Source organism: Acinetobacter sp. SFB (assembly GCF_001647545.1).
Lineage (GTDB): Bacteria > Pseudomonadota > Gammaproteobacteria > Pseudomonadales > Moraxellaceae > Acinetobacter.
In genome coordinates this window covers 1-22,764 of the sequence record NZ_LSZH01000013.1, presented here as the reverse complement: position 1 = coordinate 22,764, position 22,764 = coordinate 1, and the positions used below count along the sequence as shown (strand labels likewise).

Annotated in this window: 23 protein-coding genes and 1 pseudogene; 13 read left to right on the top strand and 11 right to left on the bottom strand. The window is 39.1% G+C overall.

Annotated features, from left to right (window positions below):
* The first annotated feature begins 4 nt into the window (after positions 1 to 4).
* Positions 5 to 331, top strand: a complete 327-nt coding sequence (locus tag AY606_RS09475) for a hypothetical protein (RefSeq protein ID WP_067867524.1) — start codon at positions 5 to 7, stop codon at positions 329 to 331.
* Here the strand turns inward: AY606_RS09475 and ruvC are convergent.
* Entirely contained in the window at positions 328 to 870 is a 543-nt protein-coding gene (ruvC, locus tag AY606_RS09470; protein ID WP_067867522.1) for a crossover junction endodeoxyribonuclease RuvC, read from the bottom strand. The two genes, AY606_RS09475 and ruvC, sit on opposite strands and share 4 nt — an antisense overlap.
* Positions 871 to 992: 122 nt before the next feature.
* Between ruvC and AY606_RS09465 the strand changes: the two genes are divergently transcribed.
* Together AY606_RS09465 and AY606_RS09460 are read left to right on the top strand one after the other, a co-directional pair.
* Entirely contained in the window at positions 993 to 1,568 is a 576-nt protein-coding gene (locus tag AY606_RS09465) for an FxsA family protein (protein ID WP_067867519.1), read from the top strand.
* A 144-nt stretch (positions 1,569 to 1,712) separates the two neighbouring features.
* Positions 1,713 to 2,351 carry a LysE family transporter gene (locus AY606_RS09460; protein WP_067867516.1) on the top strand — a complete coding sequence of 213 codons (639 nt, stop codon included), beginning with the start codon at positions 1,713 to 1,715 and terminating at the stop codon, positions 2,349 to 2,351.
* Here the strand turns inward: AY606_RS09460 and AY606_RS09455 are convergent.
* Positions 2,348 to 2,530 carry a hypothetical protein gene (locus AY606_RS09455; protein WP_067868377.1) on the bottom strand — a complete coding sequence of 61 codons (183 nt, stop codon included), beginning with the start codon at positions 2,528 to 2,530 and terminating at the stop codon, positions 2,348 to 2,350. The genes AY606_RS09460 and AY606_RS09455 overlap by 4 nt on opposite strands.
* Positions 2,531 to 2,856: 326 nt before the next feature.
* Between AY606_RS09455 and AY606_RS09450 the strand changes: the two genes are divergently transcribed.
* Positions 2,857 to 3,093, top strand: a complete 237-nt coding sequence (locus AY606_RS09450; protein ID WP_067867513.1) for a hypothetical protein — start codon at positions 2,857 to 2,859, stop codon at positions 3,091 to 3,093.
* A gap of 76 nt (positions 3,094 to 3,169) precedes the next feature.
* Here the strand turns inward: AY606_RS09450 and AY606_RS09445 are convergent, their stop codons facing one another.
* Together AY606_RS09445 and metK are read right to left on the bottom strand one after the other, a co-directional pair.
* A complete protein-coding gene (locus AY606_RS09445) occupies positions 3,170 to 3,481 on the bottom strand; it encodes a monooxygenase (RefSeq protein ID WP_067867510.1) in 312 nt (103 codons plus the stop codon).
* Between the two features lie 117 nt (positions 3,482 to 3,598).
* Entirely contained in the window at positions 3,599 to 4,765 is a 1,167-nt protein-coding gene (gene metK, locus AY606_RS09440; protein ID WP_067867506.1) for a methionine adenosyltransferase, read from the bottom strand.
* A gap of 860 nt (positions 4,766 to 5,625) precedes the next feature.
* Between metK and tkt the strand changes: the two genes are divergently transcribed.
* The 3 genes from tkt to AY606_RS09425 all read left to right on the top strand — a co-directional run bounded on the left by tkt (position 5,626) and on the right by AY606_RS09425 (position 9,009).
* Positions 5,626 to 7,614, top strand: a complete 1,989-nt coding sequence (tkt, locus tag AY606_RS09435; RefSeq protein ID WP_067867502.1) for a transketolase — start codon at positions 5,626 to 5,628, stop codon at positions 7,612 to 7,614.
* Between the two features lie 163 nt (positions 7,615 to 7,777).
* Complete coding sequence (locus AY606_RS09430; protein WP_067724440.1) at positions 7,778 to 7,993, top strand: hypothetical protein; 216 nt, start codon at positions 7,778 to 7,780, stop codon at positions 7,991 to 7,993.
* Between the two features lie 431 nt (positions 7,994 to 8,424).
* Complete coding sequence (locus AY606_RS09425) at positions 8,425 to 9,009, top strand: YceI family protein (RefSeq protein WP_067867500.1); 585 nt, start codon at positions 8,425 to 8,427, stop codon at positions 9,007 to 9,009.
* A 67-nt stretch (positions 9,010 to 9,076) separates the two neighbouring features.
* Here the strand turns inward: AY606_RS09425 and AY606_RS09420 are convergent, their stop codons facing one another.
* The 3 genes from AY606_RS09420 to AY606_RS09410 all read right to left on the bottom strand — a co-directional run bounded on the left by AY606_RS09420 (position 9,077) and on the right by AY606_RS09410 (position 11,159).
* The gene (locus tag AY606_RS09420) at positions 9,077 to 9,706 is read right to left on the bottom strand and encodes a LysE family transporter (protein WP_067867497.1); all 630 of its coding nucleotides are present in this window, start codon (positions 9,704 to 9,706) and stop codon (positions 9,077 to 9,079) included.
* Between the two features lie 61 nt (positions 9,707 to 9,767).
* On the bottom strand, positions 9,768 to 10,475 hold the full coding sequence (locus tag AY606_RS09415) for a glutamine amidotransferase (protein ID WP_067867495.1): 708 nt from the start codon (positions 10,473 to 10,475) through the stop codon (positions 9,768 to 9,770).
* A 102-nt stretch (positions 10,476 to 10,577) separates the two neighbouring features.
* Positions 10,578 to 11,159 carry a TetR/AcrR family transcriptional regulator gene (locus AY606_RS09410; protein WP_067867493.1) on the bottom strand — a complete coding sequence of 194 codons (582 nt, stop codon included), beginning with the start codon at positions 11,157 to 11,159 and terminating at the stop codon, positions 10,578 to 10,580.
* Positions 11,160 to 11,251: 92 nt separating this feature from the next.
* Between AY606_RS09410 and AY606_RS09405 the strand changes: the two genes are divergently transcribed.
* On the top strand, positions 11,252 to 12,019 hold the full coding sequence (locus AY606_RS09405; RefSeq protein WP_067867490.1) for an SDR family oxidoreductase: 768 nt from the start codon (positions 11,252 to 11,254) through the stop codon (positions 12,017 to 12,019).
* A 43-nt stretch (positions 12,020 to 12,062) separates the two neighbouring features.
* Positions 12,063 to 12,686, top strand: a complete 624-nt coding sequence (locus AY606_RS09400; protein WP_067867487.1) for a 2-hydroxychromene-2-carboxylate isomerase — start codon at positions 12,063 to 12,065, stop codon at positions 12,684 to 12,686.
* Between the two features lie 81 nt (positions 12,687 to 12,767).
* Here AY606_RS09400 and exaC read toward each other — a convergent pair whose 3' ends face one another.
* Positions 12,768 to 14,279 carry an acetaldehyde dehydrogenase ExaC gene (gene exaC / locus AY606_RS09395; RefSeq protein WP_067867484.1) on the bottom strand — a complete coding sequence of 504 codons (1,512 nt, stop codon included), beginning with the start codon at positions 14,277 to 14,279 and terminating at the stop codon, positions 12,768 to 12,770.
* A gap of 203 nt (positions 14,280 to 14,482) precedes the next feature.
* On the opposite strand from exaC, the gene AY606_RS09390 reads away from it, so the two are divergent.
* On the top strand, positions 14,483 to 15,664 hold the full coding sequence (locus tag AY606_RS09390) for a helix-turn-helix domain-containing protein (protein WP_067867480.1): 1,182 nt from the start codon (positions 14,483 to 14,485) through the stop codon (positions 15,662 to 15,664).
* A 22-nt stretch (positions 15,665 to 15,686) separates the two neighbouring features.
* Here AY606_RS09390 and AY606_RS09385 read toward each other — a convergent pair whose 3' ends face one another.
* Both AY606_RS09385 and mdh read right to left on the bottom strand, forming a co-directional pair.
* On the bottom strand, positions 15,687 to 16,655 hold the full coding sequence (locus tag AY606_RS09385) for an alpha/beta hydrolase (protein ID WP_067867473.1): 969 nt from the start codon (positions 16,653 to 16,655) through the stop codon (positions 15,687 to 15,689).
* 162 nt (positions 16,656 to 16,817) lie between these two features.
* Positions 16,818 to 18,032 carry an iron-dependent methanol dehydrogenase gene (gene mdh / locus AY606_RS09380; protein WP_067867471.1) on the bottom strand — a complete coding sequence of 405 codons (1,215 nt, stop codon included), beginning with the start codon at positions 18,030 to 18,032 and terminating at the stop codon, positions 16,818 to 16,820.
* A 520-nt stretch (positions 18,033 to 18,552) separates the two neighbouring features.
* Here mdh and AY606_RS09375 point away from each other — a divergent pair.
* Positions 18,553 to 18,837 (top strand): hypothetical protein, encoded by a 285-nt coding sequence (locus AY606_RS09375; protein WP_067867469.1) that lies wholly within the window; start codon positions 18,553 to 18,555, stop codon positions 18,835 to 18,837.
* A gap of 62 nt (positions 18,838 to 18,899) precedes the next feature.
* A pseudogene (locus AY606_RS09370) lies at positions 18,900 to 19,451 on the top strand (ATP-binding cassette domain-containing protein).
* Between the two features lie 101 nt (positions 19,452 to 19,552).
* Here AY606_RS09370 and AY606_RS09365 read toward each other — a convergent pair.
* The gene (locus AY606_RS09365) at positions 19,553 to 19,939 is read right to left on the bottom strand and encodes a carboxymuconolactone decarboxylase family protein (protein WP_067867466.1); all 387 of its coding nucleotides are present in this window, start codon (positions 19,937 to 19,939) and stop codon (positions 19,553 to 19,555) included.
* Between the two features lie 1,080 nt (positions 19,940 to 21,019).
* Between AY606_RS09365 and AY606_RS09360 the strand changes: the two genes are divergently transcribed.
* A partial coding sequence (locus AY606_RS09360) for a BapA/Bap/LapF family prefix-like domain-containing protein (protein WP_171255387.1) occupies positions 21,020 to 22,764 on the top strand: 1,745 nt, incomplete at its 3' end.

Below are 22,764 nucleotides of genomic sequence, written 5' to 3'. Positions count from 1 at the left end.
AGCAATGATGGATAAATATCTGGTAGTCGCAGTTGTGATCATCATTTGTATTGTGATGGTGATTTATACACAACGCGGTGAGAGTTCAAGTAAAAGATCATTTAAAGATATCGTTCAAAAAGAATTCATTCAATATAAAGTGATTGAAAGGAATCAAACCATTTTGATTTGCGAAATGAATCCACGCAATGAACCTGAGGAACTGGTTTTGATCCGGATTGATCCCAATCAGAAAAAGAATATGAGAAGTTTTGGACGGAGAGTTACTTTTACTTATCCCAAGCAACCCTCAATTGCTGACATGCGTAAGGATTTCGCACCCTATCTTTAACGTCTTCTGCTGGTGCGGCTACGACCACGCGCCATACCGCCTAGGGCATTGAGTACCGCCATTTTACTCATGCTGCCTGAAGCATTGGCATGGCAAATTGCGGCGGCTAAAGCATCGGCAGCATCCTGTTGTGGCTTAATGCTTAAATTTAAAATACGCATCACCATCATCTGAACCTGTTCTTTATCTGCTGCACCATAACCGACAACTGATTGTTTAATTTGTCGTGCGGTATATTCAGCGACTTGTAAATCTAGATTGACCAACGCGGCAATGGCAGCACCACGTGCTTGTCCAAGCTTTAACGCAGAATCGGGATTTTGTGCCATAAAAACCTGTTCGACTGCCGCTTCAGTAGGTCCATGAAATTTAACAATACGCTCCACACCGGCAAAAATTCGTTTTAAGCGTTCCGGCATTTCAGGAGTTTCAGTACGAATGGTGCCTGCATCTACAAAAGTCAATTTTTGCCCATCTTTTTCGATAATACCGTAGCCTGTCATACGAGAACCCGGATCGATACCAATAATTAATGACATATAAAGACTTTAAAAATAGAATAATGCCCATATTGTTACATAAGCGTATCAAAAAAGCTTGGTCGTGATTAAGCACTTGTATATTGCACCCTATTTATTTTATTGAGATTTGATTAATTTTTATGAAATTATTTCTTATTGTTTTAGCTGGCTTAATCCTTGAAGTCTTTGTCTGGATTGGCGTGGGTGACCTCGTCGGTAGTATGTGGTACGTGTTTTTCTGGTTTGTTGCTGCCTTTTTTATCGGGATAAATCTGATTCGTAAATATTCGGCAGGTTTAATGCCTCAGATGCAGCAAATGCGCATGGGACAAATGAGCGGTGATCCGGCATTAACCGGGAATCTGCCAAAAATTCTGGCCGGATTGTTGTTGCTTATTCCAGGTTTGATCACCGATGTCTTGGCCGTACTGATTTTGATTCCTGCGGTTCAAAATGTATTTAAAAATGCCATGATGAAAACCATGGCAAAACGTCAGCAAGCCATGATGGAAAAAATGATGGGGGGCATGATGGGTGATGTAAATGGCGGCGGTGCCCAAGGTCAAAACCCATTTGCCGATATCATGCGTCAAATGCAGGATATGCAACAACAGCAAGGTGGTGCACCGGGTCGTGACTCGAATGTTATTGATGGCGAAGCTCGTGAAGTAACGCCCGATGCGAAAAAAATTGAAATGAAAGATGTGAATAAATAATTTACTGATCTGTATTTTTAAAGCCGAATCATCACGATTCGGCTTTTTTATAAGCTGGATATTTTATTTAAAGTACAAGCTAAGGCATGCAAGAAATTGAACAAACGATATAATGCATTTTTTTTTAAATCTTCTTCTATTTCTATGTCATTGCTTTTGACCATTTGTGCACTGCATTTTGTTGTACAGCTTAGCCCTGGACCGGATGTTTTATTGATTGCTAAAAGTTCAGCGTCGACTTCACGGGTGAATACTTTAAAAATTATTTTGGGTATTTCCGTTGGTATTGTGCTTTGGGTGGCATTGACCCTGTTGGGCTTTACTGTACTGATACAGCAATTTCCATGGATACAGCAAGTATTAATGGTAATTGGTGGACTGTTTTTGGCGCGCATGGGCTGGGCAATGCTAAACGGCGGTTTAAAAAATCTTAAGCAAGAAAAGAGTTTGGATGATGGTCAAAAACTCACTGTACCTGATTCTAAAAAGTACTTTTTATTGGGATTGTTTACCAATTTATCCAATCCGAAGACCCTGATTTATTTTAGCAGTGTATTTTCTTTGGCCTTAAGTTCCTCCGCATCGGCACATTTAAAAACCCAACTGGCAGTGATTATTCCACTGCAAACCTTCTTGGTCTTTGCCTTGTTTATGCTGATTATGTCGATGCCAACAATTAAAGCTGCTTATCAGCATTCAGGAAGTTATATCGATATTATTTCCGGGGGATTATTCTTGGTTTTTGCAATCTGGCTAGGCGTGGATGCATTCTCGATGTTTTAGTCTTTTTTGACAGAATCATCAATGAGTTGTGGAGATGGGGGAGTGCTGACTTCCTCATTTTTGTCGCTTTGAGAATAGCGATTGGGTTTTAAGGTTGCTTCACTATTTTCTGAACCTTTATAGCTGCGGCTACGATTAGCACGTTCGCGTAAGCCGCCTTTTTTAATCAGTTGAACCATCATACACTCCCCATCATTGTCTGCTATTTTACCTAAAAAAGTGAGAAGTAGCTGTCTTTTGCAACGTTAAGATTCAAAACTTGTTTTATTCCATTATGTTACAAATAATGTCTTTTGAATTGGATTTAATGATTTTATTTTTAATATAAATGAATGGCTTATAAAAAATAATTAAACAGATAATAGTTCTAAATCTATTTAAGTTATTAATAAGTAGACTTGTATCTTAATACAGAGTCACATAAGATTTTAGCCATATTACCTTCCATCAAATAATCGGGTGGAAATATAAAAACAAAAAGGTGTGTAATGTAGGAGCCATAGCTATGCTATATCAATATCATTGTGCGTGTTGTGATCAGGTCGTTGAGTCAGCTCATCATAAAGAATGTACCAATTGCGGTTCACATAATATTAAAAGTCCATACGGTTTCTGGATTTTTTGTGTTTTAACCTGTCTGGCCGCAGTGATTATTTTTAGAGTCGTTCATATTTATTTGCAGGATCCTCAAGAAATTCCTGTGCAACCCTCGGTACTTGAAGTGATTAGTGCCAGACCCTAATAATTTTAGTTTGAATTATTGGAAAATCCTGATTTTTGATCGTCAGGATTTTTATTGTTGATCAAGTTTTAGATTTTTATGTATTTAAAAAGTCTGCTTGATTGATGCTAGACAGAGCTTGATTCACTTCAAAAATTTTTCCACGAATATTATCGATACCAAAACTTTGCAGACGTGCAGTGTGCATGTGTAAGTATTTTTCTGCATTGGCTTGGCTATCAAATAAATAGATGCCACCTGCTTCTTGGGTGGCATTATTTTCTGTCCATATTTTCCATAACATGCCATCTTCGTGATTAATACTTTCGGCAAGTTGTTGATAGGCTTGATGCATTTCCTCCCCAAATGGACCTTGAGAAGGGAAGTCAACTTGAAGAATAACGGCCATGGTTTTTATCCTATGCAAGAAAAAAGATGATTGATCATAACATTTTAGGCTTTTGTATATTATTTTAAAGCAGAAATGAAAAAGCCCACAACAATGTGGGCTTTTAAATGAAAAAACTTACAGTCCAGCAGAGGCTTTAAGCGCTTCCACTTTGTCTGTTTTTTCCCAGGTAAATGCAGTGTCTGAACCTTCACGACCAAAGTGACCATAAGCAGCAGTTTGCTTATACATCGGTTGGATCAGATCAAGCATGCGGGTAATACCGTATGGACGTAAGTCAAAATGTTCACGTACTAATGCAATGATCAATTCTTCAGATACTTTGGCTGTATTGAAGGTATTGATTGAAATTGAAGTTGGCTCAGCAACACCAATTGCATAAGAGACTTGAATTTCACATTTATCAGCCAGACCGGCAGCAACTATGTTTTTTGCTACATAACGACCTGCATAAGCCGCAGAACGGTCAACTTTAGATGGATCTTTACCAGAAAAAGCACCACCGCCATGACGTGCCATACCACCGTAAGTGTCTACAATGATTTTACGGCCGGTTAAACCGCAGTCACCCACAGGACCACCAATCACAAACATTCCGGTAGGGTTGATGTGGAATTTGGTGTCTGCATGGAACATTTCAGCAGGAATCACTTTTTTCACGATTTCTTCAATCACAGCTTCTTTAAGATTTGCCTGTGAAATTTCAGGATCGTGTTGGGTAGACAATACCACTGCGTCTAAACGAACAGGCATGCCATTTTCATATGCAAAAGTTACCTGACTTTTCGCATCTGGACGTAACCAAGGTAAACTGCCGTTACGACGTAGTTCAGCCTGCTTTTCCATTAAGCGGTGTGCATAAGAAATAGGAGCAGGCATTAAAACGTCAGTTTCACGGCTTGCATAACCAAACATCAAGCCTTGGTCGCCAGCACCTTGATCTTCAGGTTTTTGACGGTCAACACCTTGAGCAATTTCAGGAGACTGTTTACCAATCATGTTGATGACAGCACAGGTTGAACCATCAAAGCCCAAGTCAGAATGGTGATAACCAATTCCATTTACGGTTTGACGTACAATTGCTTCGAAGTCAACATTTGCAGTTGTTGTGATTTCACCGGCAAGTACTACCGCACCCGTTTTGACAAGCGTTTCACAAGCAACCCGTGCATATGGGTCTTCTGTTAAGATTGCATCCAAAATAGCGTCACTGATTTGGTCAGCCATTTTATCCGGATGACCTTCGCTTACAGATTCCGAGGTAAATACAGCGTACTCGCGCATAAGCCCTATCACAGTTAATTTTAAAGACCCGATATGTTACATCGAGTTAGACTTTTGGACTAGTTCTATGCGACCAAAATGACTGAAATTATTTCAATTTCACGACTTTTTAATTGATATATGCATCTAAAAAACTGATAAGCAGAAGAAATTGGGTTTTTAAATTGGCATTTCTGTTATAAAAAATTTTATAGAGTCAATATTTAATCACCTCGTCAAAGCGTATTGATCAGTGAATGAAATATTATTGCTCAGATTGCCTGTTAAAATTGCTATATAAAAATAATGATCATTATCAGAATATTAGTTGAGATGATTTATGTGGAAAGATTATTTTTAGATCGCTCTATCGATCTTATATGAGTAATTATGAACAATAAAAACAGTCACAAAATATAGACTTTAAATAATTATATTTTTCATTAATTTTTTTTAAAGATGAATTTTATTCAACTTTTGTGTCTATCGGATGTTAATTGATCAACTATTCGTTAAATAAAACTTTATAGCCGTCATCAGATGAGGGAAATTCATCCATTCCTAGCTAAATTAAAAAAATGATTCTTTTAATAACCAAAATGTCTGAATAATGTTCTAATTGAATAAATGAAGCTGAGTTATCGTTAAAATATTATTGATGAGTCTTAAATTAAATAAATCACGGTATTTAGTATCAAGTTAAATACTTAAAAGCGATGTGAAATTGAACTCTACCTGCATTTAAACATGCCTAGTCACGAATAAATGTTGAAATGTTGACTATTAGGCTTTACCCCTTGGCGTTTTTTTAAGACAATATAGCCAGCTTTGAATTTTCCTATTCATCATCTTCTTTAAACGATTTAGTTGGACTCTGACCTATGACAACCCCGCTTAACGAACGTCGTATTGCAAACGCAATTCGTGTATTGGCAATGGATGCTGTGCAAAAAGCAAATTCAGGACATCCAGGTGCTCCAATGGGGATGGCAGATATCGCTGATGTACTATGGCGCGAATTTTTAAATCATAACCCAACAAATCCACAATGGGCCAACCGCGACCGTTTTGTATTGTCGAACGGCCATGGCTCAATGCTTCAATATGCATTATTACATTTAACCGGTTATGAGCTTTCAATTGCGGATCTTCAACAATTCCGTCAATTACATTCTAAAACGCCAGGTCACCCTGAATTGGGTTATGCACCAGGAATCGAAACGACAACGGGTCCACTCGGTCAGGGTATTGCCAATGCAGTTGGTTTTGCTGTGGCAGAAAAAACTTTAGCGGCTCAGTTCAACAAAGACGACATTAAAGTGGTTGACCATTTCACTTACTGTTTCTTAGGTGATGGTTGCCTGATGGAAGGTGTTTCACACGAAGCATGTTCATTGGCGGGTACTTTAGGTCTCGGTAAACTTATTGCTTACTATGACGACAACGGTATTTCAATTGACGGTGAAGTGGAAGGCTGGTTCTCTGACGACACTGAACAACGTTTCCATGCTTATGGCTGGCAAGTGATTAAAGTTGATGGTCATGATGCTGATGCGATTCGTCAGGCAACTGTAGATGCAAAAGCTGAAACTGCTAAACCAACATTAATTATGTGTAAAACAGTGATTGGTTTAGGTTCACCAAACAAACAGGGCAAAGAAGATTGCCACGGTGCGCCTTTAGGTAATGACGAAATTACTTTAACGCGTGAAGCTCTAGGCTGGACTGACGAAGCATTTGTTATTCCTGCAGACGTATATGCTGCTTGGGATGCAAAAGAACAAGGTGCTAAATCTGAAGCTGCCTGGAATGAGGTATTTGCTGCCTATGCTGCAAAATATCCAACAGAAGCTGCTGAACTTAAACGCCGTATCTCTGGTGATTTACCGGCTGACTTTGTTGCCAACGCAGATGCGTATATTGCTGAAGTGAATGCAAAAGGCGAAACAGTTGCAACGCGTAAAGCAAGCCAAGCAGCGATTCAAGCATTTGCACCACAACTTCCTGAAATTTTGGGTGGTTCTGCAGACCTTGCAGGTTCTAACCTGACCCTTTGGAAAGGTGCACAAGGTATTCAGGATAATCCAGCGGGTAACTACGTACACTATGGCGTACGCGAGTTCGGTATGACCGCCATTGCCAATGGTGTTGCACTTCATGGCGGTTTTATTCCTTACGTAGCAACCTTCCTGATGTTCATGGAATATGCACGTAATGCAGTACGTATGTCTGCCATCATGAAACAACGTGTGATTCATGTTTATACGCATGACTCGATTGGTCTGGGTGAAGACGGTCCTACACATCAACCGGTAGAACAAATTGCATCACTTCGTGGTACACCAAACCTAAATACTTGGCGTCCATGTGACACCGTTGAAGCCGCGATTTCGTGGAAATCTGCACTTTTGCGTTCTGAAGGTCCAACTGCACTAATTTTCTCTCGTCAAAACTTGCCCTTCCAAACGCGTACCGATGCTCAAATTGCTGATGTTGCCAAAGGCGCTTATGTATTGGCTGAAGAAAAGGGCGAATTAAAAGCAATCATCATTGCAACCGGTTCTGAAGTATCTCTTGCGATGGAAGCATACGCACAACTTGAAGGTGTGCGTGTTGTTTCTATGCCATGTGCTGAAGAATTTGTTAAACAAGATGCGGCTTATCGTGAAGCGGTTCTTCCATCGAACATTCGTGCACGTGTAGCGGTTGAAGCTGCGCATGTAGATTACTGGTGGAAATTTGTAGGTCTGGATGGTCGTGTGATCGGTATGACGACTTATGGTGAATCTGCACCTGCGAAAGACTTGTACACATACTTCGGTATTACAACTGATGCTGTGGTTGCTGCGGTAAAAGAAATTACTGCTTAATTTTAAAAGATTAAATGAGCGAAAACGCCCCCCACGGGGCGTTTTTATTTTAATAAATTTTTAACGATATTGTTCTAGCAGTTTTTAGAAAAAAGTATATAGTGATGCCATTCATTGAGTATTCCTTTTGAGATGGCATCTATTCAGCATAAGTGAGGAAAATATGAGCCTTTATAACCAAATTAGTGATGAAATCACTTTAATGGAACCGGGCGAGCAAAAGTGGATCGGTCAGGATCTTCCGCTGGAAAGCATGATGGCGGTCGTGTTGATGCTGAAAGAACTGGACGAAGAAAAAGTGATTAAAGTTCGTCGCCAAAATCGTGAAAAGCACACTGGCTTAAAACAAGTCGATCGTGTGTTGGTTGAAAAGTTGTAAAAGATTAATGATCTTTAAAAGCCCCTATATGGGGCTTTAATTATTTTAGCGATGGGTTAATTATCTTTAATTGCTTTCGGATGGTTCATTTCATTTAAAGTTAAATAGACCCAGCCAGTCAATTATCTGTAAAGTCACCTGATCTTCTTGCAATATCATGTCTCTAAACTGTACATTTTTTGTATTAAATAATTCCAATATTATTCAAAAAACAATGCAAATTAGAGACTGAGATAGAATAATGAAAGCTGATTAAAAAGAATTTATGAAAATTATCAATTGATTAACATCAACATCTTTATATTGAGGCGAGTGTCGTGTAGTAAACCCAAGTGAGTGTTCTATTCTTGCAACATATCGTTTTATCTATACCAGTGAATTAAGATAATAAAGCTATACACTAACAATTATTCCAAAGAGAGATAAAACACATGAATTTCAAAGCAATAACTTTAGGTTTGGCGGTTGCATCGGTTGCAACTTTATCTTTGGCAAAACCCGTTGCTTACCAAATTGATCCGCAACATTCAGCAACTGTTTTCTCTTGGAGCCACTTTGGTTTCTCTACACCTTCTGCGAACTTTTCTGACATTCAAGGTACCATTAATGTCGATAATGAAAAACCTGCCAATTCATCGGTAAATGTCAATATTCCAGTATCAAGTATCAACACCAATGTAAAAGCATTGGATGAGCATATTCAATCAGCAGAATTCTTTGATGCTGCCAAATATCCGAACATTACTTTTAAAAGTACCAAAGTTCAGGCTTTAGGCAAAAACAAGTACAAAATTACCGGTGATTTAACGGTGAAAGGTGTCACTAAACCTGTGGTTTTAGATGCTATGTTAAATAAACAGGCAGTTCATCCAATGACTAAACTGCAAACTGTGGGTTTCAATGCAACCACTTCATTTAACCGTTCAGCCTTTGGTATAAGCGGTTATGTTCCAAATGTGGGCGATAAGATTACTGTGAATATCACCACTGAAGCCTCTGTTCCTGCAAAAAAATAAGTCTAAAATGCGCTAATAAAAAAGCACCATTGATGGTGCTTTTTTTGTTTAAATTATTTTAAATGCGTTAATCACGGTTTAAGATCAGCAGGCAGCCAAAACTGATAAAAATCCCGCCGGTAATGCCGTCAATTTTCTTGCTGAATTTTTGATAATAATGATTAATTTTTGCTGCAGAAAAAACCAGAGCAACAACAGAAAACCACATCAGACTTTCGATAAATACCAGCGCTAGCAATGAACTTTGCTCAAAAATACTGACATTTGTGCTAATGGCGATGGAAAAGACGCTGCTGAAATAGATTAGCGCTTTGGGGTTAGCCATATTGGTCAGAAAACCTTGAACTAATAGGGTACGGTGTGATTTTTTTGGCAGGATTTCATTCTGATTTTTCGAGACAGGCGTCGGATTTTTATTGAAAGCGGATTTCAGCAATTGTATGCCTAAATAAAGCAGGTATAGGCCGCCTAAAATCATCAGCACCTGTTGCAGCCATGCTATCTTTTGGAAAAGGTAATGCAAACCACTGATTGCACAAATTGACCAGACTAAAATGCTCAGGGAAATACCTAAAGCCGCAAATAGGGCATGCGATCTGGACTGGCGAATGGCACTTTGAGTGACAAAGAAAAAATCGGGACCTGGACTGATCAAGGCAAAAAAATGAATTACCGCAATACTGATTAAAGGTGTCATTGTCAAAAAATTATATAAATGAATGACACCCTTATAAATGAATTAGATCATAAATTAAAGTTTATTTATTTATCACTTGCTTCATATAGTTTCGTAAAATTTGTGTAGTAACCGTTTCTAATGACAGGGCATATTTTTTATTATCTGCCCGCAACTGTGGAATATTGATATTTGCTTGTCGTAATTCGCAAGTATGTCCAATGAGCCATTTTTCCAGGCTCTCTGCAGTAACTTCAAGATGGAATTGTAACGCCAGAATATTTTTGCCCACTGAAAAAGCCTGATTTGGGTAAATGTCAGAGCTGGCCAGTAATTCAGCCTGTTCCGGCAAATCGAATGTATCGCCATGCCAGTGTAAAACAGCTGTATCATTTAATGGTGTCAGCACGTTATTTACAGTATTTGAAAGACTGAGTTTGCTCCAGCCTATTTCCTTTTCATCACCTGCATAGACTTTTGCACCTAAAGCATGCGCAATCAGTTGTGCACCTAAACAAATACCCAAGGTCGGTAAATTCTCTTTCAAGCGTACTTTTAGTAAGTCAATTTCTTGTTGTAGGAAAGGATAGTCATTGCTTTCATAAACGCCGATGGGTCCACCTAAAATAATGGTCAAGCCTTTGTGCTGAAATGCTTTGCTTAGGTCATCCACACCTGCTTCGAAATAACGTACCCGAAAGCCAAGTTGATAAAAAATATCTTCCCAATGTCCTAAGTCTTCAAAGGCGAGGTGTTGAATGGCATAGATGGTGTCTGGAAGATTCTGCATGTTGATATATTTAGTTAATAAATTAAGTTTTGAATGTAGCCTGAAAAGCCACAGAACTAAAGCAGCTTATAACGTTATTGTGTAGAATTTTAATATAAAACTTTAAGCTGAAACATTTGGGTTGTTTAACCCGAGGCTTTGACGAATCATCCATTTACTGGAGTTTAAAATCATAATTTTAACCCTATCATCCGCTACAGTTCGTGCCATCAAGATGGCACCGACCAGTTGACACATTACTGCCCAAGCTAAATCTTCACGGCCCAAATGTTTGACGAATAAGGCATGTCCACGTATCAGTTCGCTTTGATACAATTGTTTAATTTCATCATCGGAACGCGCAACTTCACTGCTTAAAGCCGGCAAAATACAGCCTTGATCAGCCCGTTGCACATGTGAAATTGCCAGATAACGCTCGAGTTCAAAATCAATCCATGCTGCCAAATCCTCATGCGGATTTTTTTGCCAGTCCAGTAAACTTTTTTGTAGTTCAGCTTCAATCAGGGCTTTGAATAAATCATGTTTAGAGGAAAAGTGTGAATAAAATGCACCACTGGTCATCTGTGCTGCGTTCATAAAGCTATCTACGCCAGTATTGGCAAAGCCATTTTTTTTGGCCAATTGACCACTGATATTCAATAGTTCTTGTCTTTTTTGTTCTTTATAACCCGCTTTATATCGCATAATTTATAGACCATGATATGGTTGACTCTTGATCAAAATTATAACATAGTAATCGTTATCATAACGATCGTTATTTTATAGTGGGGATAACTATGCCACAGGTATTAGAACAAACAGAGGGACATCTACCCCAAACTAAAGGCAAAGTTGCTTTGGTGATTGGTGCAGGTGATGCCACAGGTGGGGAAATTGCTAAACGATTTGCCCGTGGTGGATATATTACTTGTATGACACGGCGCACCGCTGAAAAACTGCAACCTTTAATTCAAGAGATTGAAAGCCTCGGGGGGCAAGCATATGGTTTTGCCTCGGATGCCCGTAAAGAGGAGCAGGTGATTGAATTGATTGAAGAGATTGAAACTCAGATTGGACCCATTGAAGTGATGGTGTTTAATATCGGTGCCAATGTGCCCTGTAGTATTCTGGAAGAAACCGCACGTAAATATTTTAAAATTTGGGAAATGGCCTGTTTTTCTGCATTTCTTAACGGCCGTGAAGTGGCAAAACGTATGGTACAGCGAGAGCGCGGTACGATTATTTTCACTGGAGCCACTGCAGGACTACGTGGATCATCACATTTTGCCGCCTTTGCAGGAGCCAAACATGCTTTACGTGCTTTGGCACAAAGTATGGCACGCGAACTGGGACCACGAAACATTCATGTGGCCCATGTCGTGGTAGATGGTGCCATCGACACCGAATTTATCCAAACCACTTTTCCAGATATTTATGCACGCAAGGCAGAAGATGGTATTTTAAACCCTGCACATCTGGCAGAAAATTACTGGCATTTGGCTCATCAGCCACGTGATGCTTGGACGCATGAAATGGATTTAAGACCGTGGATGGAACGGTGGTAAAAAATTGCAGTTCAAATAATAAATTAGAGAGGGAAGCGTAATAATGAAGGTAATCGAGTTTTATTTTGATTTAGGCAGTCCATACAGTTTTATCGGTTTTCATCGCATTCAAACCCTAGCAGCTCAATATCAGGCTGAAATTAGCTGGAAACCGATGTTATTGGGCGGTGTATTTAAAGCCACAGGCAACAGTAGTCCGCTGATGATTCCTGCTAAAGCGCGTTATTCCATGCTGGATTTACAGCGCTGGTCAAAGCTATGGAATATTCCAATACAGATGAATCCTTATTTCCCAATTAATACTTTGCAATTGATGCGGATTATTGTTGCAGTGAAATTATTTCAGCCAGAGCAATTTCTTGGCGTTTTAACCGCTTTCTTTGATGCTATGTTTGGGCAGCCGCGCAATTTAAATGATCAAAATGAAGTCATGCAATTGGTCAATGAGTTGGGTTTGGAGCAGCAACAAGTTGCGCTGTGGCTAGATGATGAAAAAGTTAAATCTGAATTAAAAGTGATTACAGAAGAAGCAATTGGTCGTGGGGTTTTTGGCGCGCCCACTTGGTTTGTAGACGATGAAATGTATTGGGGAGTAGACCATTTACATTTCGTTGAAGATGCGTTGGCTCAACCTGCAGTTGAATTCTCTAAAAGCATTCACTTGTAAGTATAGATAAGCCAATAGAAAGCGTAAAAATAGCGCAATAAAAAAAGCTGTTGGAAAACAGCTTTTTTTATTGCTAGTGACTTAGAAGAAGCCCATCGGTTTAGTTGAATAGCTCACCAATAAGTTTTTGGTTTGTTGGTAATGATCAAGCATCATCTTGTGGTTTTCACGTCCGATGCCCGATTTTTTATAGCCCCCGAATGCTGCATGCGCAGGGTAGATGTGGTAACAGTTGGTCCATACTCGACCGGCCTGAATCGCACGACCGGCACGGTAAGAAGTATGCGCAGAACGAGACCAGACACCTGCACCTAAACCGTAAATGGTGTCATTGGCAATTTTGATGGCATCGTCAAAGTCTTTAAAAGTCGCTACAGCAAGCACAGGTCCAAAAATTTCTTCCTGGAAGGTTTTCATGTCATTGGTGCCTTTAAAAATGGTCGGCTCTATATAGAAACCTTGTCCCACTTCATGACGTTCGCCACCCCCTGTCAATATTTCAGCGCCTTCTGCACGACCTGTTGCGATACAGCCCAGGATTTTATCCTGTTGTTCTTGCGAGGCCTGTGCACCAATCATGGTGTCGGTATCGAGTGGATGACCGGTCTTGATCCGTTTAACACGCTCAATGGCTTTTTCCAGAAACTTGTCGGCAATGCTTTCTTGTACCAGTGCACGTGAAGGGCAGGTACAAATTTCACCCTGATTTAAGGCAAACATGACAAAGCCTTCCAGCGCTTTATCTAAATAGTCATCATCTTGTGCCATTACGTCTTCAAAGAAAATATTCGGTGATTTACCCCCCAGTTCAAGGGTGACTGGAATAATGTTCTCGGTTGCATATTGCATAATTTGCTGACCCACTGCCGTTGAACCGGTAAATGCAATTTTGGCAATACGTGGATTGGTTGCAAGCGGACGACCCACTTCAATACCGTAACCATTGACGATGTTTAATACGCCTTCAGGCAGCAGATCTTGGATCAGTTCGACCAGAACCAGAATACTGACTGGGGTTTGTTCTGCCGGTTTAAGCACAATACAGTTACCCGCAGCCAATGCCGGTGCCAGTTTCCAGGTCGCCATTAAGATAGGGAAGTTCCAAGGGATAATTTGCCCAACCACACCCAAAGGCTCATGAAAATGGTAGGCAATGGTGTCTTCATCAATTTCTGAAATACCGCCTTCTTGCGCACGGATACAGCCGGCAAAATAGCGGAAATGGTCAATCGCCAAAGGAATATCTGCTGCCAGGGTCTCGCGGATGGGTTTACCGTTATCCCAAGTTTCGGCGACTGCCAGAAGCTCTAGGTTGGCTTCTAAACGGTCTGCAATTTTTAATAGCATATTGGAGCGGGTAGTAGGAGAGGATTTGTTCCATTGCGCTTTGGCCTTATGCGCGGCATCCAGTGCCAGCTCAATGTCTTCTACACTTGAACGTGGAACCTTGGTAAATACTTTACCGTCGACAGGAGAAATATTGTCAAAGTATTCACCTTTTACTGGGGCTACCCATTGACCGCCAATAAAGTTTTCATATTGGGCTTTAAACTGAACTTTTGAACCATCTTGATTAGGATCGGCATAACGCATATGAATTTTCCTTTGCTTATTTTAGTGTTTTTAACCGCATCTACAGCTTTGGTATAAGGTACTTTTGTACATTATTTAATTAGCATACAGGGAATAAGGTTGGAGAAAGGTTGGAGACAAGAAGGTTTACAATCTTTTCAGTCAGGCTTACAAGAATAACTATTACAGTGGATGTAAATCATGAATTGTTTTGAGAATAAGGAATGATGAATAAGCAAAGTTTGATCCAGAAAAGACAGAAAATTGAGCATTTTAGACAAAGTAGTAGTCTTTCTCCCTTGCATGCAGAACAGCTGGGGCAAAGTATTGCGAGTTCCTGGCAACGCTCAACTTCTGCTGAAATTCCGAAAGATCGTGCAGCTGCGCCATTGGTCCATTTACAAAAAGAAACTTATCCCACCGCCCTAGAACATGCACTGCAATATTGTGCACAAGATTTAAAACATATTGCAGAACAGTCTTCCATGGTGCTGGCGGTTGGAGATATCGGTAGCACTATTATTTGGACGGCATCGAGTCCACAAATGCAAAGTGCAGCAGAGAGGGTACATTTTATTGAAGGTGGACAGTGGCGCGAGGAACTGGTTGGCACCAATGCTTTAGCTTTGTCGTTGAAGACGCAACAATCGAGTTGTGTATTTTCCAATGAGCATTATATGTCCTCTATTCATGATTGGGTCTGTTATGCAGCACCGATTATTGATCCCTATTCAAAACAGGTGCTCGGAGTGATTGATCTTTCCACCACCTGGCAAAAACATAACAGTTTGGGTGTGCTGGCGGCTGAACGCTGCGCCTCAATTATTCAATCCGCATTACTTGAATATCAAAAGCAGCGATTGTTTATTCGGGCTTTTTCAGTGCCGCAAGTGATGTTTAATGGCAAAGTCTTGGTGCTCACGCCCAGGCAAATTGAAATTTTGACCATCTTGGCACTATGTCCGCAAGGTTTAAGTTTAGATACTTTGCATCAGGCCTTATATGGGGAGCGCAAAGTCAGCATAGGCACTTTAAAAGCGGAAATGTCACAATTGCGCGATATTTTAGGTGGAATGCTCGGTTCTAGACCTTACCGTTTACTGACGCATGTTGAAGCTGATTTTTTACTCACCGAGCAATCTTTAGATGCTGGATATATCGATTCTGCCTTAAAACTATGTACGGGTGTTTTTCTGGCAAAAACTGAAAGTCCTTTTTTATCTGCCTGGCGAGATTGTCTGGAATCACGTTTAAGTGATGCCATTTTTAAAGCCAACGGAACTGATGTTTTACTTAAGCACGTGGCGCATTTTCCTGAAGCGATTGACGCCGTGGAGCGTTTAATTGAACTTATGCCCAAAACCCATCCCGTGCATCAAACCTTACTCAAATATAAAGATAACTAACGCTGATATTGTCTAATCACGGCTATAAACCTTTTTGCTTAAGCCATGCAAAGAGTTGCTGATAAACGTGTTGGCGTACCGATTTTTCCGAAAGTACTAAATCATGTAAACCATTTTTTATTTCGCTGATAGTGACATCACCGTTTATTTTTTTAGCATATTTATCAATATGTTTAACATCCAAAATCACATCGCTGCTTTGTGCCTGTTTATGCCATTTTTTTGGATTTTTAGTTTGATCTGAATGCATCACTAAGGCAGGAACTTTTAAAGTCACGCCTCGATGAATTTCTTTTTGCGCTTCAAAAATTGCCCGGACAAAACTTAAACGAACCCGAGGATAAGTTGCTTTTTTCCATTCCAGGTTAAAGTCCCATTCTCCTTTTAAGCTTTTGTGCAAACTGGTCACATACCATTTGTTCAGTTCACTCGGAAATTCCAAATCTGGACAAATTTTACCGACACGACTTAAATTGGGTAATCCCAGTTTTTTCTTGATTGGATTCATGTTGAAATCGTAAAAAGGGCTATTGACCCACAATGCTTTAATTAAAGGATGATCCGGATGATGCGCTGCATATAAAGTCGTGGTGAGACCGCCAGTCGAATGTCCGCACAGTAAAATAGCATCATGACCTTCTGCGCCAATAATGTCTAAGGCCTGGGTGATTTCCGCATCGTATTCAGCAATCTCACGCACGTTATAATATTTTTGATGGGGAAGGTGGGAACGACCGTATTTACGTAAGTCGAGTGCATAAAAGTCAAAGCCATGCTGATTAAACTGTTCTGCCATTTCGGTTTGGAAAAAATAGTCGATAAAACCATGAATATATAAAACGGCTTTGGATGTGCTTTGCTCCGCTTTTTTACGTACCAAGGTAGCGGTGACTTGACCTTCATAATCATCGGGAAAATCTAAGGTGGCCTGTTCATAGCCTGAACCTAAGATATCAACTTGATAAAGCGGTTCAATTATCTGTTTTGTCATTGTTGTGCTCATTTTAGAATGATCAATTTTCTTTTATCCTTCATGATGAGCCTTAATTTGTCAAATAGAAATAAGATGAAAAAACAACCTATATTCTTATTACTTTTTAGTGAAGAGGGAATATAGGTTGTTAAAGCACTAAGTTAAAGAGAGAAAGAAAATTTACACCGCTGCTTTAAAAATATCGACCACTTGAGCCTTTGCCTTTAATGCTGCTTTAAAAATATTCACTACTTGATCATGGGTTGCTTTGCGTGGGTTGGTTAACATACAGGCATCTTTTTGTGCATTTTCAGACATCACATTAAGATCTTGCTCTTTAACACCCAGTTCCGACAAACTTGAAGGAATACCAATCGATGCTGATAATTCACGAATTGCATCAATGGCTGCATAAGCTGCTTCTGTTACGGTCAGTCCACTAGTATTTATACCCATTAACTGTGCAATTTTTGCATAACGATCAGGACAAGCAATCAGGTTAAATTCACATACATGCGGAAGTAAAATCGCATTACATACGCCGTGGGGTAAATTGTAGAAACCACCTAATTGGTGTGCCATGGCATGTACATAACCTAAAGATGCATTGTTGAATGCCATTCCAGCCAGATATTGTGCATAGCTCATCGCATCACGTGCTTCAAGGTTTTCACCATTGGCAACAGCAGGGCTCAGCCATTCACTAATCATGCTAATGGCTTTTTCCGCGCAGGCATCAGTAATTGGCGTTGCAGCAGTTGATACATAAGCTTCAACGGCATGAGTCAGCGCATCCATCCCTGTGGCTGCGGTTAAACTGGCAGGTTTAGCGACCATCAGTTTAGGATCATCAATTGCTATCAATGGAGTGCAACGCCAATCTACAATCGCCATTTTTACGTGCGTGTCTGTATTGGTAATAATACAGAAACGTGTCATTTCAGAAGCGGTACCTGCCGTGGTATTGATGGCAATCAGTGGTGTCATGGCTACTGTGCTTTTATCAATCCCTTCGTAGTCACGAATATGACCACCGCCGGCTGTTACCAGACCAATCCCCTTGGCACAGTCATGTGATGAGCCACCGCCTAAAGAGATGATGGAATCACAAGCATTGTCGTTATAGGCTTGTACGCCGTTATGTACGTTAATATCGGTTGGATTGGGTTCTGCACCCGGGAAAATGTGGCTGTTGATGCCAGCCTCTTTTAAATAAGCTGAAATGGTATCTGCGACACCAAATTTAAAAAGACCTGCGTCCGTTACAATCAGGGCTTTTTTAGCACCTAAATTTTGTGCTTTAGTACCAATTTCCTTGGCACAGCCGGGACCAAAAAGAGAAACACAGGGAATATAAAAACCGTTGGTATGATCTGCAATATTTTTAAAAGCCATGGTGCGATTCCTTTTACTATTTATATGTTGTTATCGGTGACCCTCACCGTGAATCCAGTATCAAAGGAACAGGATAAAAATCCTACCTACCAAATACCTACCATTTTAAGCGATTGAATTTTTTAATTTTTTGGTTTGATTGTTCAATCAGAATTTAAAGCATATTTTTTATATAGATGTATGAGCTAAAGCAGGATGATTTAGACGGACTCTGATGGCAAAAATGTAAATCCGGTTTAAGGTGGTGATTTTCGGCTTAATGCATAGAGCTAAAGGTACTATTTTGATAAAAATATAATTTTCTATTTGGTAAATAAATTATTTATGTTATCTATTAAATATTCAGCATTTTTCAGCTTAATCGTTTGAACCTGACTTTTTCATGAATTAAAAGAATTTAAAATTTTATAAGAATTTAAGCTCAAAGATATTTTTAAAAATACTTGCTGATATTATCAAGAGTAAATTATAGTCAATTTATATGATTTTTATATAAATTCCTAAGGATGGGGGAGATTTAATGAAAGTCGAACATACAAATGATGCAACACTATTATTACATGCAATCCATAAAATTTTGCTTAAAGAATGGGATCCTTTAGCAATTCGTAGCATTCCTTCGATGCGTGACGAATATGAAGATTATTTACCTAAACTCTTTATGATGATTTGTGACAAGGCAGATGAGTCAGAGATTTTTGAATATTTATGGCGGATCGAAAATAAAGTCATGGAAAAAAGAGGCAATCGGCAGCATACCTTGCGTATTGCCAGTTTACTCAAAGATCTGCAATTGAAGAAATGAAGTCAAATTTTTGAGTATCAGACAGAAATTTTAAATATAAATCGTTAACTGTAGAACTGGAGATGCAGCAGTCGCTTTTAGGCATTGTCGGTGCTTCGGGGAGTGGCAAAAGTACATTTTTTAAAAAATATTGTGGGGCTGTTACAACCTCAGCAGGATTCTATCCAGTTTAATCAGCGTATTTTGCTAAATACTCAGCAAAAAATTCATGTACCGATGGATCAACGCAATAATGCTTTAATTTTCCAGAATGCTTTGCTGTTTCCACACATGAATGTGCAGCAGAATCTGGGTTATGCAGAAAATGGGTGACCAACTCGGAAGCAAAATTTCAGTTTGAAGAAGTGCTGGAATTAAAACCCTTGATTCAGCGTAAAGCATATCAGCATTTAGGTGGGGAAGCTCAGTGTGTATCGATTGGACGTACTTTATTGTCTTCACCCAATTTACTGTTGCTGGATAAACCTTTAACTAGGCTTTATTCACATCTTAAAGAGCAAATTTTACCGTTCTTAAAACGGATGAAAGATGAGCTGGATTTACCGATGATTTATGTGACCCATGATCTGCAGGAGCGGGAATATTTAGCGGCAGATATTGTGCAGTTAAAGTAGCGACAAATACAAACTATGCCAAAGCGTGAAAGAATTTAAACCATTAGTAGAAAATAGCCTAAGCATTAGGCATAAGCTATTTCGATAAATATCAAATGATATTATTCTGCTTTTTGATATTCATTAATCACTTCAAGTGCGGCCCGAAAAGCTTCTTGCGTTGCAGGTGCGCCGCAGTAAGGCAAACTGTGGAGTAGCACTTCTTGGATTTCTTCTACCGTCGCCCCGTTATTGAGTGCACCACGCACATGACCTTTAAGCTCAGTCGGGCTTTTTTGTGCAGTTAAAAATGCAATGGTAATCAGTGAACGGTACTTACGTGGCAATACACCTTCACGCTGCCAGGTTGAACCCCAAGCATGTTCATTAATCCAGTCCTGCAAGGGTTGGGTAAATGGCACAGTATTGTCTTGTGCACGTTTTACAAAAGATTCGCCCATTACTTGGGTACGAACTTTTAAACCATTTTCAAAATCTTGTTGTGACATATTTTTACTCTTTCAATGTCTATAAAAAAGAAGTGAGCAAAGTTTATGCCTGAATGACTTCTATGCGTATTGGTTTATGGTCGTAGGTCAATGACAATTTCGGTAATGAGACTACAACACATTCTTTGATGACTATTTGAATGTATAGATAAAATCAAAAAAAATAGTTTTAAATAAATTATGATTTGGCATGTTTTATAACAAGTACAGAAATGGGGCTTAAAGTTAAAATATCTTGAGCAATATTGTCAATAAATGCTTTTTAAAACCCTTTACGCTTATGAGCATTTACCTCAGTTAAATTAATATCTAATTCATCGGCACGTTCATAAATGATAATTCTGGGCGATATTTTGATCAGTAGTTTAGTGTATTTCCAATATGTCCTTCAGAAATTTTTAGTATTAGCTCAACCCATATATTTTAGCAGGCGTATTTTCTTCCATTAAGAAATCTATTTTTCCAGATATGGTTTTATAGAATTTAATCTGGTTAATAAGTTGATAATAAAAGTATTTACTGTAATTAATTTACTTCCAGATGTTTTAGCTGAAATTATTATTTAGTGTTTAATGTGTTGTTAATATGAGCAACTTTATTGTGCGGAGTTGCTTGATAAAGTAATGAGTAAATCTAAATTTGTTATTCTGGATTTTTATATTATATTAAAGATTAATTTGAAAAAAATAAAAATAAATTTTTATATTATATGGGTATTTAATTTAAAAATATTAAATATAACTTTTTACATTATATGAAAATTTAATTAGAAAAAATTAAACATAACTTTTTATATTATATAGGTGTTTAATTTAAAAATATTAAATATAACTTTTTATATTATATGGATAGTTACTTTAAAAATGGTATAAGTTTATGATTTAATTGATTTATAATTATTTAACTGGTTATTAAAAAACAATTATTTAGAATTAAGTGGAGATAATTTATTAATATTAAAAATATTAGATGTTTCGCATAAATAATAAAATAAGTACATATTTATATTTATTAGCTTGAAAAATAAAAAAAATAAACGTTTAATTAATCCAGACAATTATGGTTGGTTTTAGGATTTTTATGCAGATTCAAGTTATTTCAAAATCGAATGGTAATAATAATTTATTAAAAAAATATTCACAAAATATTGAACTAACTGAGAGTTCTGTTGTTTTAGTGGATGTGAATGTTGATAACATAGAAAAAATTGATTATTTAAATAATAAAGTGATTGTTACTTTAAAAAATGGTGAAAAAATAATAATTGATAATTTTAATAATGAAGAAAGTTCATTGGTTTTTAGAAATGAGCAATCAGAAATGTTTTTATTTGATTTTGAGAATCTTAGTTATAACCCGATAGATAAAATCGAACCTTTACTATATGCAAATTCAGAAGCATCTGAAGGTATATCAATTTGGCCTGTAGCGGCGGCTTTACTTGGTGGAGCAGGTATTATTGCTGCAGTAGCTAAAGGTTCGAATGGTAATAACGGTATGGATGGTGCAACGGGTGCCACTGGAGCAACAGGTAATGATGGTAAGTCTCTTTTAGAATTACTAATCGATTCGGGACAATTACCTCCAGACGCAACCATTAATAATTTAATTGAATACCTTAAAGGTGCAGATGGTGCGACCGGAGCAGACGGTACAGACGGAAAATCAGCCCTGGAACTGTTGATTGAAGCGGGTGAATTACCGGCAGATGCGACGGTAACGGATCTGGTTACTTATCTCAAAGGTACAGATGGCGCGACCGGAGCAGACGGCAAAGACGGAAAATCAGCCCTGGAACTGTTGATTGAAGCGGGTGAATTGCCAGCAGGTGCGACGGTTACGGATCTGGTCGATTATCTCAAAGGTGCAGATGGTGCTACGGGAGCAACAGGCAGTACCGGAGCCAATGGTACTGACGGTACGGATGGTAAGTCTCTTTTAGAATTACTAATCGATTCGGGACAATTACCTCCAGAAGCAACCATTAATAATTTAATTGAATACCTTAAAGGTGCAGATGGCGCTAACGGTACAGACGGCAAATCAGCCCTGGAACTGTTGATTGAAGCGGGTGAATTGCCGGCAGATGCGACGGTTACGGATCTGGTCGATTATCTCAAAGGTGCAGATGGTGCTACGGGAGCAGACGGAAAATCAGCCTTAGAACTGTTGATCGAAGCGGGTGAATTACCGGCAGGTGCGACGGTTACGGATCTGGTCACTTATCTCAAAGGTGCAGATGGTGCTACGGGAGCAGACGGCAAATCAGCCTTAGAACTGTTGATCGAAGCGGGTGAATTGCCAGCAGGTGCGACGGTTACGGATCTGGTCGATTATCTCAAAGGCGCAGATGGCGCGACCGGAGCAGACGGCAAATCAGTTCTGGAACTGTTGATTGAAGCGGGTGAATTGCCGGCAGGTGCGACGGTTACGGATCTGGTCGATTATCTCAAAGGCGCAGATGGCGCGACCGGAGCAGACGGCAAATCAACCTTAGAACTGTTGATTGAAGCGGGTGAATTGCCAGCAGGTGCGACGGTTACGGATCTGATTGATTATCTCAAAGGTGCAGATGGTGCTACGGGAGCAGATGGCAAAGACGGAAAATCAGCCCTGGAATTGTTGATTGAAGCGGGTGAATTACCAGCAGATGCAACCATTAATAATTTAATTGAATACCTTAAAGGCGCAGATGGCACTAACGGTACAGACGGCAAATCAGCCCTGGAACTGTTGATTGAAGCGGGTGAATTACCAGCAGATGCAACCATTAATAATTTAATTGAATACCTTAAAGGCGCAGATGGCACTAACGGTACAGACGG